Origin of the sequence: Aquicoccus sp. SU-CL01552, from assembly GCF_040365005.1 — a bacterium.
Lineage (GTDB): Bacteria > Pseudomonadota > Alphaproteobacteria > Rhodobacterales > Rhodobacteraceae > Antarcticimicrobium.
The window spans coordinates 17,478-33,765 of sequence record NZ_BAABWV010000024.1; the positions used below are offsets into that span (position 1 = coordinate 17,478).

General features: G+C 61.2%; 13 protein-coding genes. 6 read left to right on the top strand and 7 right to left on the bottom strand.

Annotated elements, in window-relative coordinates; all coding sequences use genetic code 11:
* Positions 1–415: 415 nt before the first annotated feature.
* Positions 416–2,890, bottom strand: a complete 2,475-nt coding sequence (locus ABWV23_RS20715; RefSeq protein ID WP_353351292.1) for a calcium-binding protein — start codon at positions 2,888–2,890, stop codon at positions 416–418.
* A gap of 817 nt (positions 2,891–3,707) precedes the next feature.
* Between ABWV23_RS20715 and ABWV23_RS20720 the strand changes: the two genes are divergently transcribed.
* From ABWV23_RS20720 to ABWV23_RS20730, 3 genes are all read left to right on the top strand, one after another.
* A complete protein-coding gene (locus ABWV23_RS20720; RefSeq protein ID WP_353351294.1) occupies positions 3,708–5,603 on the top strand; it encodes a calcium-binding protein in 1,896 nt (631 codons plus the stop codon).
* 593 nt (positions 5,604–6,196) lie between these two features.
* On the top strand, positions 6,197–6,592 hold the full coding sequence (locus ABWV23_RS20725; RefSeq protein WP_353351296.1) for a hypothetical protein: 396 nt from the start codon (positions 6,197–6,199) through the stop codon (positions 6,590–6,592).
* Between the two features lie 262 nt (positions 6,593–6,854).
* Positions 6,855–7,202 carry a hypothetical protein gene (locus ABWV23_RS20730; protein WP_353351298.1) on the top strand — a complete coding sequence of 116 codons (348 nt, stop codon included), beginning with the start codon at positions 6,855–6,857 and terminating at the stop codon, positions 7,200–7,202.
* 681 nt (positions 7,203–7,883) lie between these two features.
* Here ABWV23_RS20730 and ABWV23_RS20735 read toward each other — a convergent pair.
* From ABWV23_RS20735 to ABWV23_RS20745, 3 genes are all read right to left on the bottom strand, one after another.
* Positions 7,884–9,722, bottom strand: a complete 1,839-nt coding sequence (locus ABWV23_RS20735) for a TniQ family protein (protein WP_353351300.1) — start codon at positions 9,720–9,722, stop codon at positions 7,884–7,886.
* A 12-nt stretch (positions 9,723–9,734) separates the two neighbouring features.
* Positions 9,735–10,676 (bottom strand): TniB family NTP-binding protein, encoded by a 942-nt coding sequence (locus ABWV23_RS20740; protein ID WP_353351302.1) that lies wholly within the window; start codon positions 10,674–10,676, stop codon positions 9,735–9,737.
* Positions 10,677–11,342: 666 nt separating this feature from the next.
* Positions 11,343–12,221, bottom strand: a complete 879-nt coding sequence (locus ABWV23_RS20745; protein WP_353351304.1) for a hydrogen peroxide-inducible genes activator — start codon at positions 12,219–12,221, stop codon at positions 11,343–11,345.
* 104 nt (positions 12,222–12,325) lie between these two features.
* On the opposite strand from ABWV23_RS20745, the gene ABWV23_RS20750 reads away from it, so the two are divergent.
* The 3 genes from ABWV23_RS20750 (at position 12,326) to ABWV23_RS20760 (ending at position 14,423) form a co-directional block, all read left to right on the top strand.
* Positions 12,326–12,970, top strand: a complete 645-nt coding sequence (locus tag ABWV23_RS20750) for a peroxiredoxin (protein ID WP_353351306.1) — start codon at positions 12,326–12,328, stop codon at positions 12,968–12,970.
* Between the two features lie 66 nt (positions 12,971–13,036).
* Positions 13,037–13,480 (top strand): Dps family protein, encoded by a 444-nt coding sequence (locus tag ABWV23_RS20755; protein WP_353351308.1) that lies wholly within the window; start codon positions 13,037–13,039, stop codon positions 13,478–13,480.
* Positions 13,481–13,553: 73 nt separating this feature from the next.
* Complete coding sequence (locus tag ABWV23_RS20760) at positions 13,554–14,423, top strand: MBL fold metallo-hydrolase (protein WP_353351310.1); 870 nt, start codon at positions 13,554–13,556, stop codon at positions 14,421–14,423.
* A gap of 273 nt (positions 14,424–14,696) precedes the next feature.
* Here the strand turns inward: ABWV23_RS20760 and ABWV23_RS20765 are convergent, their stop codons facing one another.
* The 3 genes from ABWV23_RS20765 to ABWV23_RS20775 form a co-directional block, all read right to left on the bottom strand.
* Positions 14,697–15,155: a GNAT family N-acetyltransferase gene (locus tag ABWV23_RS20765; RefSeq protein ID WP_353351312.1), complete on the bottom strand. Its 459-nt coding sequence runs from the start codon at positions 15,153–15,155 to the stop codon at positions 14,697–14,699.
* Positions 15,156–15,283: 128 nt separating this feature from the next.
* On the bottom strand, positions 15,284–15,787 hold the full coding sequence (locus tag ABWV23_RS20770) for an anthrone oxygenase family protein (protein ID WP_353351314.1): 504 nt from the start codon (positions 15,785–15,787) through the stop codon (positions 15,284–15,286).
* Positions 15,788–15,839: 52 nt separating this feature from the next.
* Positions 15,840–16,268 carry a DUF4345 domain-containing protein gene (locus tag ABWV23_RS20775; RefSeq protein WP_353351316.1) on the bottom strand — a complete coding sequence of 143 codons (429 nt, stop codon included), beginning with the start codon at positions 16,266–16,268 and terminating at the stop codon, positions 15,840–15,842.
* Positions 16,269–16,288 lie beyond the last annotated feature (20 nt).

Sequence of the window (16,288 nt, forward strand, 5' to 3'; positions counted from 1 at the left end):
AACGAAGCAGAAACACTCAACCAGCCAGCCCTTGCGGCGCATGCAGGTCTGGCGGTGAGCGGACATTCGCTGCATCGGCCACGAACGGCAGCAGTGCGCAGGGGAGCGCCCTTTGCAAAGTTGCGAATGTGAAGGTTTGGCGCAGGCTCAATCGCGGTGATGGCCTACATATTTTGTTCGAGAACGATGTAGGGGGCGCGATCCTCGCACCCTCAAGATTCCGGATGCTTCGGCTTGTCAGGGCTTCGAGCTTGGCGCGCCTTTGGTTCCACGGATGCGCTTTTCGACCTTCATACGGCTCTCGGGCACCGCGGTTTCCGGCGAGGATTTAATGGCGACGACCGGAACACTGCCCCTAAGATCTGCCACCCCAGCCAAACAGAGACGTTGAATCGCCCGGAAGCACCACACGCAATCACAGGTCGCCGAGCGTCTCGAAGTTCACCTCGGTGAAGTCTGTCCAATTCACGTCCTTCAACGTGACCTGGGCCCCGCCCTTTGCGATGATCAGATCGCCGCCCTTCATGTAATGCGCAGCCGTCAGTTCGGCGTAGCTGGAGAACGTTACCGGGCCGGTCGTGAAATCCATGGTGTCGCCTCGCAACCCGAGTTCGAAGTCGATGATGACGTCCTTGCCCTTCGAGAAGATGAAAGTGTCGGAACCGGAACCGCCCACCAGACGATCATTGCCCTTGCCGCCGTCGAGCACGTCGTCGTCTCGCCCGCCGTCAAGCTTGTCGTTGCCGCCGCCCCCCTTCAGTTCGTCGTCGCCGGCACCGCCCTCCAGCACATCCTTGCCCTGCTTGCCGCGGCCATCGTCGCCAAAGAGAAAGTCGTCGCCGCCCTCGCCAAAGAGCTTGTCGTTGCCCCGCCCCCCGGAAAGCGTGTCGTCCCCCCCTCCGCCGGACAGGCGGTCGTTGTTGTCGCCTCCGTGGAGTTCCTCGTCCGAAACCGACCCCGAGAAGACATCCTTGCCGCTCCCACCGAACACCTCCTCGACGGATCTGATGACGTTCTTGCCGTAACCGCCGCCGTCGAAGTCGCCACCGGCCAGATCGACCTCGGTCTTGCCCTTGGCCTTCGTCAGATCAAGCGTGTCGAAACCGTCGCCACCGCGATAGATGTCGAGGCCCTTGCCCGGCAGAAGGAGATCGTCGCCGTTGCCTCCGTCGAGGATATCGTCGCCCTCGCCACCATCCAGTATGTCATTGCCGTTATCGCCAAAGATCTTGTCGTCCCCGTCAAAGCCCTTGATCTCGTCCTTGCCCGCGCCGCCCGAAATGACGTCGTCGCCGGAGTTTTCCACCCCGGCCGCCCGCTCTCCGCGGATGATGTCGTTGCCCTTGCCGCCCTTGATGTCATCCGCGCCCTCTCCGCCGAAGATGACATCGCCGCCGGCGCCGCCGGCGATCGTGTCGTTGCCTTCGCCGCCAAGGATCCGGTCCAGCTTGCGCCCGCCGGTCAGGATGTCGTCGCCGGCCCCACCGTCGAGGATGTTCCGTCCCGCGGGACCGCCGTCCAGCGTATCGTTTCCGTCCAGTCCCTCAAGCCGATTGGACTGTTTGGTCCCGGTGATGACGTCGTCGCCGACCGTCCCGATCACGTTCTCGATCGAGATCAGCGTATCGGTGCCGCCCCAGTCGTCCGTGGCCGTTCCGGCCTCGAGATCGACGACCACGGCGCTCCCGCCATCCCGCAGGAGGCCCACGCTGCTGTGATATCGCAGGTTTCCGGGCACTCCGGACGAAAACGCCACGGTGTCATTGCCGCCGCGTCCGTCGATCAGGTCGTCGCCGCGTCGGCCGCCGAGGATGTTGTCACCGTCATCACCCCGAAGGACGTCGTCGCCGATGGACCCATAGGCCCCCTCGATTCCCCGCAACTGGTCGGTGAAATCGTTTCCGAACGAACCGTCCTCGAAATCCCTGCGGATCCCGGTCGCCCGTCCCGCCGCGAGATCGACCTTAACCCCCCACGTCGCGGAGGCATAGGTCACCACGTCATCGCCACCGCGCCCGTCGATCACGCCGGTCACCGTCATGTTTGAGGGGGTCGTGCCGCGACCGAAGAACTCGGTCACGTCCGTGCGGTCGGTCCCGCTCAGCTTGATCGTTTTGGCCTGGCCGGCAATCACACCCTCAAACCCGGTCGCCAGCATCGAAAAGCTGCCATAGCCGCTGTAGGACTCGTCGAAGATGACGCGCGTTTCGGGCAGCTTCGTCGTGAAGTCGATGTAGTCGTCGATCAGCTTCAGCGAACCGGAATCGCCGGAATACTCGTACTGGCCGGTCTGAAGATCGGCCGTGAACCTTCCGTACTGCACCGTCTGCTCCACCCGATCGTACGAGGCAGTAGAGTAGTATGGACCTTGTCCAAGGGGATAGGCGACGAGCAGGTCGAAACCGTCTCCACCTTCCACCACGTCCCGTCCGATACCGGTTACGACGACATCGTCACCGTCCCCGGCATCGACCTCGTTGTCGCTGTATGTGCTGATCCTCTCGGAGACGTTTTTACTGGTCGTGAAGTCGTAGGAGACTTTCATCATGTCCTCTTCGTCGAGTTCGATGATGTCGTTTCCCGCGCCGCCGAAGATGGTGGCACCGCCTTCGGCCTCGAGGGTATCGTCCCCGTCCCCCCCGGACAGCGTGTCACCCCCCAGGCGACCAGAGTCGGCCCTGCGCCAAGTGACATTTATCTCATCGTTTCCCGCTCCACCGAAGAGCTTGTCGTCGCCGTAGCCGGAACGCAAGACATCATCGCCATCAAGCCCGCGCAGGATGTCATTGGAAACCTCATAGCCGTCGTTCAGCCGGTCGTCGTCGTTCGTACCCACAATCTTTGCCATCGAATGCCTACCTAAACCCCTTACCGCAAGAATAATGCACATTCTAATCGCGCAACGCAGGAATGATGTCCAGTTTGATCCCGCGATGCAAGAATTATGGCAGATTGCATCGGGGCGAACAGTGCGCCGCTACAGGTTGGTTGGGTGTTTGACCCCCCGGTTTGATGGTTCGATTCTTTCTCAGGGATGGAAAGAAGCCTTATGCGACAAGTTTGTCAGGGGAGCCCCGCAGTGCTGCACTACGCCCCAAAAGACAGCTTCGGAGAAGCGGCGCCGCAGCGATGACCATCTTGGCCAAGGTCTACTCGGGGCCGGATCTCGACTGTGACGCAGTTCCTGCAAAGGGGCGAAGAGTGTGAATTCGCTGTAAGTTCTTGGCCCGCGCCGCAGAAACGAAAATGCGGCCATTCAGAGACCGAAAGACCCATCCAACCGCGCTGCGCCCGCCGCCGCCAAGGGTAGCTATCGGACGCCACCGGCCATCCGTGATAACCTGCCAGAGCGATGGAAACACCAGCAGTCGAGAAAGGACATGCAGCACCGTCGCAAGACGGAGATGACTACACATACACGGAGCGCGCCTAAAGAGAGTTTTCACCATATTCGAGGCACGAGCCTGTCCGTCTTCGTGTCTCGGAAAGTGCGGCTATTCGTGTTTTCCGTTGCGAAAGGGTTGGTGATCTGAGGAGCGGTCATATCCCTCTCGTTCTCCCGGGCCAATCGTCCCTGGCCATTTTCGGCCAGGGCGGAACAAGCGCTGCCGGGAGGAGCTTACGCCCCGTAATCGAAACCGTTGACAGCGCAAATCAGTTTGAAAATGATGCCACCGTTTCTGTTAACATTTTCATGGGATTTTATGATGCAGCCCAAGCTTGGGAATGAATTCACCCTTAACCCGTTGTTCTGGTCCGGCAGCATGAAAATGGGGCTCAACCCCACCGTGGCTGCACTGAAGAGCGGAAAGATCGCCGTTGCGTGGCAGGATCTCAGCGGGTCGGACGGCGATGTCACCTTCGACACCAACGTCTATGTTCGCCTGTTCAAGACCGACGGCACGGCGGTAACGGAGGCGATCCAGGTCAACACCAAGGACACTGGTGCACAAACTGTCCCGGAGGTGACGGCGCTGGCGGATGGGGGCTTCCTGGTCGGCTGGTCCAACGTCAATTCGCTGGTCGAAGACACCGACAATGATGTCTACTTTCGGGCCTTCGACGCCGATGGAAGCCCGCGGTCGAAACAGGTGCTGGCCAGCCACGATCACGAGGTTCCGGCAATCGACGAGGGCGCAACCTACAACGACAGCGACAATGGCGATGTGCTGGGGTTGACGGACGGCAATGCCATCGTCCTTTACACCCACCGTGGAGAGGCCGCCACCTATGCCCACCTGGTGACCAAGGGCGGCAAGGTTCTGGGAGACCCGGTCAAGGTCTTCGACACCGACGACAGCGCCGTCACCATGACCCAACTCGCCAATGGCGATATCGTCATGAGCTATCCAAGCTATTCGTACAATGGTGCCGTCGTGCGTATCTCCGGCCCCGATCTGGTCAGCCCGCCGAAAGGGGCAAAGGGGGCGACCGAGCCGCTGGTGATCGAATATTTCAACGACGGCGAGCACGACCAGACCCCGGGCGATTCCAGCCAAACGGGCATGACCGGGGATTACATCTCCGCCCTGCCAGGCGGTGGTTTTGTCATGGGATACAATTTCGATCCGGATACCCGGTCCGACACCCCGATCGACACCTTCCGAATCGACTGGTTCGACAACGCGGGCGCCTATCTGCGCAGCGCGGACGTTCCCTTGCCGGGCAGCGAGGAGGGCCTCGAATACCATCGGGGCCGAGTCGTCGCGCTGAGCGAGGACCGCCTCCTGGTGATCTGGCAGATCGCCATCGGCTATGGCGATTATGACGTGAAGGCGCAGCTCCTCGATGCCAAGGGCCAACCGCTGGGCGATGCGATCGAGTTCAGCACGACGCGTTCCGGCAACCAGCTGATTGCCGAGGAAACGGTCCTGCCCGACGGTAATGTCGCCGTCGTCTTCTCCGATATGTCCAACGTTGCGCTGGACGGCACCATCGACGCGCTGCACGGTCGCGTCCTGACAATCCCGGGGGGCGATGATCCCGCCGGCCCCACCAAAGGCGCCGATAGATTGGTCGGCAGCGGCAAGGCCGATAAGATCAACGGGCTGGGCGGCAATGACGTGATCCTTGGAAAAGGGGGCGCCGACGTGCTGAAGGGCAGCGGCGGGCGCGACACGCTGACTGGGAACGGCGGCAACGACAAGCTTCTGGGCGGGGTGGGGAACGACAAGCTCTTCGGCAACGCAGGCAAGGACGTGTTGCTGGGTGGAGGCGGCAAGGATGTCCTCAAGGGAGGCGGCGGCAAGGACACTCTGGACGGCGGCCCGGGGGCGGACCTTCTGACCGGTGGGAAAGGGGCCGACAGCTTCGTGTTTTCCGCGGCCAAACAGGCGCGGGGCGACACGATCACCGATTTCCGGCCTGCCCAAGGCGACATCATCGACCTTCGCAAGATCGACGCCGACACCACCAACAAGGGCAACCTGGACTTCGTGCTGATCGGCGACGCGGCCTTTTCCGGCACCGCAGGAGAGCTTCGAAGCTGGACCGCCAAGGGCGACACCTATGTCGCGGGCGATATCAACGGCGACGGATCCGCGGATTTCAAGATCACCCTGGACGGCAAACTGACGCTGACCGACGGTGACTTCCTGCTGTAAAAGGGAACTGTCCCCTCCACAAACCGCGTGTAAAAAACGGCTCGATACGGTTAGATTATACCGCATCGAGCCAATGAGCAGACTGGTATTCCGAACAGCTAAATCCCACAAGTTCACCATCCCACAGGTGAAGATGCTGCGCCTTGGGCGAAGGGCAGGTTTGGTGACGCCGCATTACCGCCAATGAACGGCAGCAAAGGGCCCGTCGCGACGGTTGAACGTGCCAGGCATCCGCGGCTTTGCGAAGCCCCTCCATGCGCATCGCGCCCCTTGGCCCCCTGCGCCGCGAACGGCCACTCAAGCCCCCTCGCCGACATCCCGAAGCATATCCAGGTGAGCTGCGCCTTCCGGTGCTGATCCCACAAAAAACAAGAATCTGTTTCGCCTCCGCGCCAGTAGGCCAATGTCAGTCGTGAACGCCAGCACAACAGCCATATCCAACTGACGAAAGGAACCACTCCCCCTCTCCCCCCTTGCAGGTCTCCGCCCTGCCATGAGACGCGAAACCCGGCGGCTGGAGATGACATGACCCTCCGATCTCTTCCTGACCCTTCGGGACGAAACCCGAAGTTTCTCATCAATCAGGAGGCAACATGTTTCACGCAACGATCATCCCCAGCCCCGAAGCCGGCACCAGACCCGTCGGAGAGATCGCGCTTCGGTCTTTCTGGGAAACCCACAACGAGGCGCTCGGCCATGCCGCGGCCCTGATCGCCGGGCGGCGCGGCGCTCGACTTGTCGGCGAGATCCGCGAGGCGCTGGCCCAACCCGGGCCCGCCACGCGCCGCCTGTGCCAGCATCTTGTCGAACTCCGGGACCTGCTGTTTCTCGAACATTTGCAGGACGAGCCCCTTGAAGAAACCGCCTTGTTCGATCGGCTTAGCCCCAACGACCCGATCGTCCCCGAGATCTGCCTTCTCGCAGATGGCCTCAACGCGGTGCTGCAAGAGGCCAACCTTAGGGGTGGGGCAGATCTCCATCTGGCGTAAGGCCTGGCCCGCGCCGTTCATATGCAACGGCGCGGGTATACGCCTGGTCCAGAGATTTTTTTCGGCCAACCAGATTTTCTTCTTCGTCTGCACGGGATCGAGCCCATGTAGAAATCACCAGCACAACACGGACAAGAGAAACAGACAGAGGAGCCTTGCCAGACTCAGGATCACACCACACCGCACTCCCGGCACCACCCCATTTGACACCAGCGAGAAACGTGCGGCCACCGCCGCAGGCTGGATGTCGGGAGATCCCAAAATGCTCACCACCACGACACCCGTCACCGATGAGGCTGATGCAGGTTGCGAAGCGGCCTTCACCGCCCTCGACTTCTACCGCCGGCACGGCGCCGGGCTCTGTGATCTTCTCGGCCTGCTGGCCGACGAGATCGCCTTCGACTCGCTCTGCGACCTGCACGGCCAGTTCGACTCCGCGCTTCCCGACGTATCCCTTGTCCTGGGGGCGTTTCAGACGATCCACGCCGCCCTTGCGGCCCGGATCACCATGGACTTCCAGGATCTGAGCATCCGAAAGGGCTATTGCGTCGACGCCGCCGTTAGGTGGTATGGCGCGCGCATCAGCGAGCTTCTTGCCGCGTTCAGATAAAGCCCTTGATATCCTTGCGTGAGCCGCGGTCAGCCCGACCGCGGCTTTTTTCTACTCTACACCGACCCTGATGCACCGGGCAAACGGACGAGCCCCTACACAGGTATCGGACATCGCCCTCCCCTGTTTCTATTCCACCTGGTGCCAGAATTGCGCCAGCCCGGCGGATCAGCGAGCACGGCGCTCGCCACTGATTCCGGATCATGGATTCGACGCCACTCGATCCCGTCTGCAAGGCTGCTCGCCTCGATCAGTCATTCCGCCGAAAAATCCGACAAAAATCCCGATGCCGTTTTGCGCGCAACGCCAACAGACCTACTTCTCTGGTAGGGATTCAAACCGCCCGGACATCGGCTCGGAAAAAACCGCCGAAATCCGGGCTAATTCGCTCAATGGGCTTCTTTTGATTGCGAAATGGCCATTTCAACCCCGCCGATGGCCATTAATTGGTAGTCAGAACACATCTACTATAGATATGACTGCAAGCTAATTTTGGCTACTGACAAATCATAAGTCATTGATTTCATTAACCTCATATCTGCTCGCGGCGGCAAGACCGGCCATTTGACAAGTTAATTTTGGCTATCGAAATTCGCCAAAAAAATGCGCCCGACAACGGCGCAAAAAAACGGCCGCCCTGAAGGGCGGCCGCACACGCGATTTTACCTGCTTCCTGTCAAACTATACTTGGTAGCGCGCCGGGAGATCGCGCCGCCGGAAGATCCGGATGCCGATGTCACTTTTTCGCAGGAAAGGCTTCACTCTGGCGGCCTTCATCTCCAGCTTCAGAGCATCCAAGCTCATCCTCAGGGCATTTCCAATCCACGCTTCGGTCGTGAACTCCGCCAGGAATGCATCGATGTCATCAGGTCGGAAACGATGGATCACGTGATCGCCTCGCTTTGGGTATATTTCGATCGTGCGCAGAACAGAATCCTCCACCAGTTCCCATCCTGAGAGGACCGGAACGCGAATGCGCGCGAAGGCCTCCGCCGGAGAAAGCCCGACCATGACCTCGGAAACGAGTGATTTGGTTTCGGCAGGATCAACGCGGATTCCCTCGAACCCAGCTTTACCGTCAAGACGAACGACATTCGAAAGAAAACCACCCAGGATCAGGTGCACGATCTCCACAGCGGGCGCATTCGACTTCATCGCGGCGGTCGCGAGATCGACCATGCTTTCTCGTGGCTTTCCGGCAGGACTTGCCGCAGACTGGATCCGATCCAGAAGCCGCGAGATTTCAGCAGTGTCGACGCCCTTTTTTGTGCGGCCGGGAGCATGCGAGAGTTCGGACACGATCGGTGTCAAAATGCGATCGGAAAGAAGCTGATCTACCAATGGGCGTGTAGAGCCAAGGGCGTCTGGAAGCTTGGTGACCGGCACCAGTCGGCGCATGGACCGGGCGATCTCAAGGCCCCGCGCGGCGGCAAAGACGTGATGAGCGCCCTGCGATTCATCCTTCGGCAGCAGCCCTTTCGCGATGAGCATTCCGCGCAAAGTACGGGGATCAACCGCGGTTGCACGGGCAAGCGATGCACAGGAATAAAGACGGCGCTCTAAAAGTTTTTCACCCAGAACTACACCACCGGTCGGGACTTCCATCGTGTCGAGAATATGCTCCCGAACGATCCGCTTGATATCACCGACATCCTTCCTCGATTTTGAATTCCTCAGCCACTGATACAGGCGCCCGAAAACCGCTTGCGCGCCGGGGTTTCTTCCGTTGTATTTGAAAGCTTGCTGAACCTCGCTCAGCGCCTGCCGAATGCCGGCTTCTCCTTGCGACGTGTAGCCAAATCCCACAGCGCCGGCATGATCCCAATCATCCTCGGTGAATTTGTCCAGGTTCGGTGTTGTCCCGTATGCCATGAGGACTCCGAGCATCTCGCTGGCACGAACGCTCTGCTCAAGCCCCTCTCCATCAAGCCATGCAGGGCCTGCCGCCCCATCGAGCCTTGCCAGAACATAGTGCTGCAGCGGCGAAACCGGGCGCGGGTCCTGTTTGGGCACCAGGTCTTCAAGAGCGCCGCCGACTTCGGGCACGATGATGGCAAGCTCATGAAACCGATCCCCGGAAAATCCAGCTTTCCGGCTCATCAGCGGAAGTCCATGCACATCGCAGGTCCGAACCGGACGCACTTGCCAGTACCACCGATGGCGACGAAACTGCGCCAGGCCCCCGGATGCACGATCATCATCAACCAAGCACGCAGGGCAGAACACGGTGTGCGGAGAAGCAAGGAACTCCGACGAAACCAATTCACCGCGCAGATCATAGCCACGGTGGCCGAGGCCTCGTGGGCCATTGGCCGCGAGAGCCTCGACGGCAACACCGGACCGATCGGCCAGGCGCTGGATGGCTTCCGCCTTCCCGAGGTTCAGATCTGAAGGTTTAATACCGATATCCGACAGGAACGGCCCAGTCCGACCGCCGGTGTGGTACGCAGCCAGGCGAGCGGCGAAGCTCAATGGAGACTCGGCGGGATCATAGGCCAAGTAAGGAGTGAGCACAGTCATTGAACGTCTCCCTCAAGCAGCTATGTGAAGTTTTGCGAGGTCGATGCTGGCCCACCGGGGAGACAGGAAGACGTTGTTGCCCGGAACGCCCCCCTCCTGCACCGCCCAGGCTTTCGCGAAGTGCTGCGCGGTAAGCTGGCCCTCCCCATGTCGAAGCGCCTCCTCCAGGGCAGCAATGATGTTTTCGATACAGCGTCCGAAACGACCGCGACTCGCATAGACAAGTCGGTCGATGATGTCGGCTTCTGCGGGCGGCGCGATACCCGCTTGCTCGCAGTACCCGTTGATGAAACCCCGTAACATCTTCTCGTGTGTGGTGGCAGAAATGGCTGGCAGGGTGACCTTCGAATAACGCCGCTTGACCTGATCGTCGTACGAGGCCATCTGCCAAAGTGTTTCGACCCCGCTCAGGATCAGGATGACCGCCCCCTCCCCCTGCATGACCGATTTCAGCATTTTGAGGATATCTTCGATTCCCTTGCCGGCCCTGAAGAGATCGTGCGCCTCATCGACCCATAAAACGACAGTGCCAAGCTGCTGCAAACGGAAACGGACAAGCCGCCAGATATCCCATTCCTTTTTCTTCGTGGACACTTCCGGGTAGCCAGATTGGTGAAGAATTTCCAAACCGAGGCTCTTCAAGGTCGCAGGGCTCGGCACGCTCACGCCAATCCAAGGCATGCTCTCCGGGTCGTCGCTCTGCAGAGCCGGATGATTTTTCAGCACATGGTGCACGAGCGAGGTCTTGCCCCCCCCTGCGCCTTCGACAAGCGCGATGCCATGCGTATCTCCGGTCGCAGTGAAGGTCACTGGCTTTGCCAAGGGATTGCCCTCGGCGTCACGCTGCAGCAAGCGGTCGATATGTTGCTGAAGGATGCTGTCGCGCGATGTCTTGACGTATTTGTCGCGCAGTTTCGCAAGTGTCGCGAAAGGTTCAGACGTGATTTGGGTCATTGGAATGGTCTCCGGTTAACGAGGGTTGCTTACGGCCGAAGCCTCCAGAAGGGAGTGTCCACCGGCCTGTTCCCGGAATTTGCGTTTGATGTTCTTGCCACGGAAAATGGTGCGTCACCCTGCCGCATGACTCTGTTTTTGCGCATTGACGCTGCCCGGCCGGAACGGCGCCATCATGGCGCCCCCGCCGCGGCACACGGCAGCATTGAGAACTGCCTCCTGTTGCTACCTCCCTCCTCATCAAACCAACCGCGCAGCCGCTTTGACACACCGCAAGCGGACGGCACTATTGTTGCAGAACCGGCTCCCTGCCGACCCCGTCGATGTCAAGATTGGCCAACTTGTCTGAGCACGAAGAAGAAATATTTCTTGATCGTTCGTCTGACGCTGCAGTCGTGGATCAGGCCGATAAGTTAACTTGTTGAATTATGTGCGGCTCGTTGCGGGAGCACGATCAATGGAGGCCGGTCTGGCCAGCGAAAACGGCCTTTTACGAACCTCGGCCATGGCGTCAGGTGCCGCACCGCAGCTTCACCAGACCTGCCATTCGAGCATCCCGCAACATTTTCAGGGGGTGAACGACCGCTGTGCGGGAACGGGCAGCCCTTCATGGGCAAAGCTCGAGCTATGTGACCCCAACACCGCCTTTCGCAGGGTGTTCTTCGATCAAGGTGAAGCCGGTCTCAGAAGCTCCCCCAGTGCCCGGAACAGCGCGCTGCGTGCCGAACCGGGCCGCCAGGCCAGCGCCACGTGACGTGGGCAGGCATCGGGCAGCGGCGTCAGCTGCACCTCCGCCCGGCCCACCACGCCGGCGCTGACCGCAAGGTTGGGCAGCAGGGTTATGCCCAACCCTTCCGAGACCATGGCAATCAGAGTTGTGAGGCTGGTGGCCGCGAAGCTGTCCTCGTCTGTTAGCAGTCGCCCCGGGTAGGCTGCCAATGCATGTCTCTGCAAACAGTGACCCTTCTCAAGCAGCATGAGCTGGCCGCTTTCGGCGAGGGCCTCCGCCCCGCTGGGCGGCGGCCAGCCCGCCGGAGAGGCCAGTTGATAGCCGTCCTCGAACAGTTCCATCACCTCGAGCGATCCGGTCTCGAAGGGCAAGGCGATCAGAATAAGGTCAAGCCGACCCGCATTCAGGCCCTCGATCAGGCTTTCGGTCATCTCTTCGCGCAGAAAGAGCCGCAATCCAGGAAAGCGTTCCCGGATCGCGGGCAGGAGGCGCGGCAACAGATAGGGGCCGATCGTCGGGATGGAGCCCAGTTTCAGGTCGCCCTCGAAAGGATTCCGGGACGCCCGGGCAAGGGTCTCGATCTCTTCTGCCTCCAGCAGCATCTGCCGACCGCGCGCGGCGACGTCCCGACCCAGGGGAGTCAGCATCACGCTGCGCCGGGTACGCTCGATCAACTGGACGCCCAGGCGGTCTTCCAACTCCTTGATGCCGGCGCTGAGGGTCGGCTGCGTCACGAAACACAGTTCGGCCGCGCGGGAGAAGTTCAACGTCTCTTCGACGGCGGTGAGGAACCGAAGCTGGCGCAGGGTGATCATATATAGATTTCCTCTATCACTGAGAGCCATACTTCTGATTTCTCAAATGAGTGTCGAGGCCATATTTCTTCCTCATCGAAACGTTGATGAGAAGGATTGCAACAATGACCGAAGACACCCGTCCCGTCGGACCCCGCCTCAACGAGGCCGCCCCGGCCTTTGACGCGCCCACCACACACGGCCGCAAGACCCTTGAAGACTACCGTGGCAAATGGCTGATCCTGTTCTCGCACCCGGCCGACTTCACCCCGGTCTGCACCACGGAATTCATCGCCTTTGCCAAACGGCAGGATGATTTCGCCGCACGGGATACGGAACTGCTGGGCCTCTCGATCGACAGCCATTACAGCCACATCGCCTGGATGCTGAATATCAAGGAGAAGTTCGGGGTCGACATCAAGTTCCCCATCATCGCCGACCTCAACATGAAAGTGGCCCAATCCTATGGCATGATCCAGCCGGGCGCCTCCGATACCGCCGCCGTCCGCGCCACCTTCATCATCGACCCCGACGGCGTACTGCGGGCCATGCTCTATTACCCGATGAACGCGGGCCGCTCGGTCGACGAGATCCACCGCCTGCTGGTCGCGCTTCAGACCGCCGACGAAAACAGCTGCGCCATGCCCGAGAACTGGAAACCGGGCGACGAGGTGATCGTGCCAACCCCCGCCACCCCGGAAGAGGCGCAGGCCCGCGCCAACGAGGGTTACAACACGGTTGATTGGTATTTCTCGACCCGCGCGCTCTGAAACGTCCCGGTGGGCCTTCCTCGGCCCACCGACCCACCCCGCCACATTTCAAGAGGAAACACAGCCATGACCACCCCGAACAAAGCCAATATTACCGCCCTGAATGCCGTGTTGGGCCAGACCTTTCGCCTCTATGTCCAGACCCATGGCTATCATTGGAACGTCACCGGGCCGACCTTTCGCCAGTTGCACGAGCTCTTCGAGGCGCAGTACCAAAACCTCTGGTCCGCGCTCGACGAGATCGCCGAGCGTATCCGGATCCAGGGCGCGCCCGCCCCGGGGAGCGTGGCCCAACTGATGGCGCATGCCCCGGCTGAAGAGGCGCCCGCGCAATCGGCGGATGACATGCTGAGCAAGCTCATCGCCGGGCACGAGGCCCTTGCCACCACGTTGCGCGATGCCATCGAAACCGCCGGGAAAGCCGGTGACGAGGTCAGCGCGGGTATGCTGACCGACCGGCTGGAATGGCACGAGAAGGAACTCTGGATGATGAAGGCCAGCCGAAGCTGAGACAGGGAACGGGACGCCGTCATGGGGCGGCTTCGCCCAACCGGGTTGCAACTGCGGACAAAGGAGACCGGAAATGAACACTCCCATCGTGAAATCCATCTGGGATCAGGCCACCGGAAGCTGGCAATATGTTTTCCATGACCCCGAGACCATGAAGGGCGCCATCGTCGACCCGGTGCTGGATTTCGATCCGCTGGCCGGGGCGACCTCGACCGCCAATGCCGAACGCCTTCTGGACTACGTCCGCGAGACGGGGATCGAGCTGGTCTGGATCCTCGACACGCACCCCCATGCCGACCACTTTTCGGCCGCGGCCTGGCTGAAGCAGCAGACCGGAGCCCCCACGGCAATCGGAGAGAAGGTGACCGGCGTGCAGAAGCTCTGGCAGGGGATCTACAACCTGCCCGCTGACTTTGCGACGGATGGCAGCCAGTGGGACCAGCTCTGGTCAGACGGGGATGCGTTCATGGTGGGCAAGGTGCCGGTAAAGGTCATGTTCTCGCCGGGGCATACGCTGGCCTCCGTCACCTATGTCGCGGGGGATGCGGCCTTTGTCCATGACACGCTGATGATGCCGGACAGCGGCTCGTCCCGGGCGGATTTCCCGGGCGGTGACGCCGATGCGCTCTATGACAGCATTTCGGCGATCCTTGCCCTGCCCGAGGAGACCCGGCTCTTTGTCGGACATGATTACGCGCCGGGCCGGGAGGCGCAATGCGAGGCCACGGTGGCCGAACACCGCGCGGCGAACATTCACTGGAAGGGCGCGCCGTCGCGGACTGAATACCGCGCGGTCCGCGATGCCCGTGATGCGACCCTGCCGTTGCCCAAGCTCATGCTGGCGGCGCTTCAGGTAAATATCCGTGGCGGCCAACTGCCTGAGACCGAGAGCAACGGGCGATCATATCTGAAGGTTCCGCTGAACTATTTCCAGAGCCGCTGAGCCCTGATCACGCGCGATGGCGCCACCCTCCCGGCGTCATCGCGCTCTGACGCCGGAAGGTCACAAACTCGGCGTTCTCTTCCCGTACCAGGTGGGCCCGCTCCTCGTTGCCATGGGCCTTGCCGGGGAAAGCACACGCCCCCTGCTGAAGGTGACGCTGGCGCTGTTCGCCGTTTCCTTGCTGACGCTGATCCAACCGGATTTCCTGTGATGGCGCTTGCTCGGGGGGGGGGGGAAGGGCACATGTGATCAAGTCTTGCAGGCTGCCCTCCCTCAGATCTTTAGCTTGTAGCCGATATGGGTCGGTTCGAAACCCAGACGGTCATAGAAGCGATGGGCGTCTGGTCGGGCCTTGTCCGTGGTGAGCTGAACCAACGAACACCCCTGTGCCCGGCATTCGTTGATCGCCCAGGCAAACATTGCTTCACCAAGCTTGCCACCCCGACGATCGCTCGCGATCCGCACCCCCTCGATCTGTCCTCGCTTGGCGCCATTGCGGGAGAGACCCGGGATAAAGGTGAGTTGCAAGGTTCCGACAATCTGCTGCCCATCCTCGACCACACAAAGAAACTGGTTCGGGTCGGCATCAATCGCCGCAAATGCAGCCCGGTAGAGTTCGTCCACGGCTGGCGAAGCGTTTTCCCGCGACGCACCAAGCACGTCATCGGCCAGCATTGCGACAATCGCCCCCAAGTCCGCTGTGGTTGCTCGGCGGTAACGTGGTTCACCCATGAGTATGATCCTCTCTCTTCATTGCTGCCCCCTTCCATGGGAGCCGTAGGTCGTGAGCGAACATGCCGACGGACAGGGGCCAGCTTTGCTTCGTTGCGCAGGCCGATGCCCGGATGCCGCTCAGGCTTTCAAGCCGCCTGCGACTGCGCCGACCAGGCAAGCGAGAACAGCAGCAGGGCTGCGGACAGTCCACAGGCGACGGTACGCACCGTATTCCAGAAGCTCCAGCGGGGCAGATAGGTGCCGGTCCAGTAGTCCAGCGTCGCATCCGCGGCAGCCTCCATGCCCGCCAAGGTTTCATTCATCGGCACGTTGAAGACCGCCGTTACCCCGAAGCATCCGACGAAATACGTCAGGCCCGCCAGTATCATCACGGTTCCCGGGCCGTGCTCGACGACCATCGCGCCATAGACCACAATCAGCAGGGATACCGGCACCAGCCCGAGGAAGAGCACCATGAAGACCCAGCGGAACACCTCAATATTGATGGCCTGCATCGCCTCGGCGCCTCCTTGGCCGCTGGTCAAGGACAGGGCGCGCATGATGAAATCCGAGAAGGCGAGAAAGACGCCGCCAACCAGCGCATAGGCGAGGACGGCAAGGTGGGCGAGATAGAAGAGAACGGCGGACATGGGGAAGGGTTCCTTCGATTGGGGCGGCGGCAGGAAAGCCGCCGCGACAGACTCAGCGCGTGGGCTGCGCCATAGAGAGGTCGGGCGCCGACTGCCAAAGGCGCCGGCGGAAGGCCGCAAGGCAGAGCGCGGCGATGATCAGTTCCACGGCAAGGGCGCCGATGACGCTGCCGGACGGCACCCCGTCCACCGCAAGCCCGACCAGCCGCCCGACCGGAAAGGCGATGAAGACCGTCAGGGCTACTGCCACGGCGACGGGCAGGATCGCGTGCCGCCAGATGCCGAGTAGCATCAGAAGGCCGAAACCCGCGAGACCGGCTCCGGGTGCGCGCAATTCGCTCAGCAGGTTTGCGTCTTCGCCGAGCGTGATGTCGTAGCCGGCGTAGAAGGCGTGCGGCGCGAACAGGATAGAGGCGCCGATGATGAGCGCAGTGAGGCCGGAGAGACCGAGCGCGATCTTCTCGAACAGGGTGGGTCTCATGTCATGCTCCTTTCCATGGG

Excerpts from the sequence above, each read along its gene's own strand:
- ABWV23_RS20715 (WP_353351292.1), bottom strand. The coding sequence starts at position 2,890 with ATGTGCATTATTCTTGCGGTAAGGGGTTTAGGTAGGCATTCGATGGCA.
- ABWV23_RS20720 (WP_353351294.1), top strand. The coding sequence starts at position 3,708 with ATGCAGCCCAAGCTTGGGAATGAATTCACCCTTAACCCGTTGTTCTGG.
- ABWV23_RS20725 (WP_353351296.1), top strand. The coding sequence starts at position 6,197 with ATGTTTCACGCAACGATCATCCCCAGCCCCGAAGCCGGCACCAGACCC.
- ABWV23_RS20730 (WP_353351298.1), top strand. The coding sequence starts at position 6,855 with ATGCTCACCACCACGACACCCGTCACCGATGAGGCTGATGCAGGTTGC.
- ABWV23_RS20735 (WP_353351300.1), bottom strand. The coding sequence starts at position 9,722 with ATGACTGTGCTCACTCCTTACTTGGCCTATGATCCCGCCGAGTCTCCA.
- ABWV23_RS20740 (WP_353351302.1), bottom strand. The coding sequence starts at position 10,676 with ATGACCCAAATCACGTCTGAACCTTTCGCGACACTTGCGAAACTGCGC.
- ABWV23_RS20745 (WP_353351304.1), bottom strand. The coding sequence starts at position 12,221 with ATGATCACCCTGCGCCAGCTTCGGTTCCTCACCGCCGTCGAAGAGACG.
- ABWV23_RS20750 (WP_353351306.1), top strand. The coding sequence starts at position 12,326 with ATGACCGAAGACACCCGTCCCGTCGGACCCCGCCTCAACGAGGCCGCC.
- ABWV23_RS20755 (WP_353351308.1), top strand. The coding sequence starts at position 13,037 with ATGACCACCCCGAACAAAGCCAATATTACCGCCCTGAATGCCGTGTTG.
- ABWV23_RS20760 (WP_353351310.1), top strand. The coding sequence starts at position 13,554 with ATGAACACTCCCATCGTGAAATCCATCTGGGATCAGGCCACCGGAAGC.
- ABWV23_RS20765 (WP_353351312.1), bottom strand. The coding sequence starts at position 15,155 with ATGGGTGAACCACGTTACCGCCGAGCAACCACAGCGGACTTGGGGGCG.
- ABWV23_RS20770 (WP_353351314.1), bottom strand. The coding sequence starts at position 15,787 with ATGTCCGCCGTTCTCTTCTATCTCGCCCACCTTGCCGTCCTCGCCTAT.
- ABWV23_RS20775 (WP_353351316.1), bottom strand. The coding sequence starts at position 16,268 with ATGAGACCCACCCTGTTCGAGAAGATCGCGCTCGGTCTCTCCGGCCTC.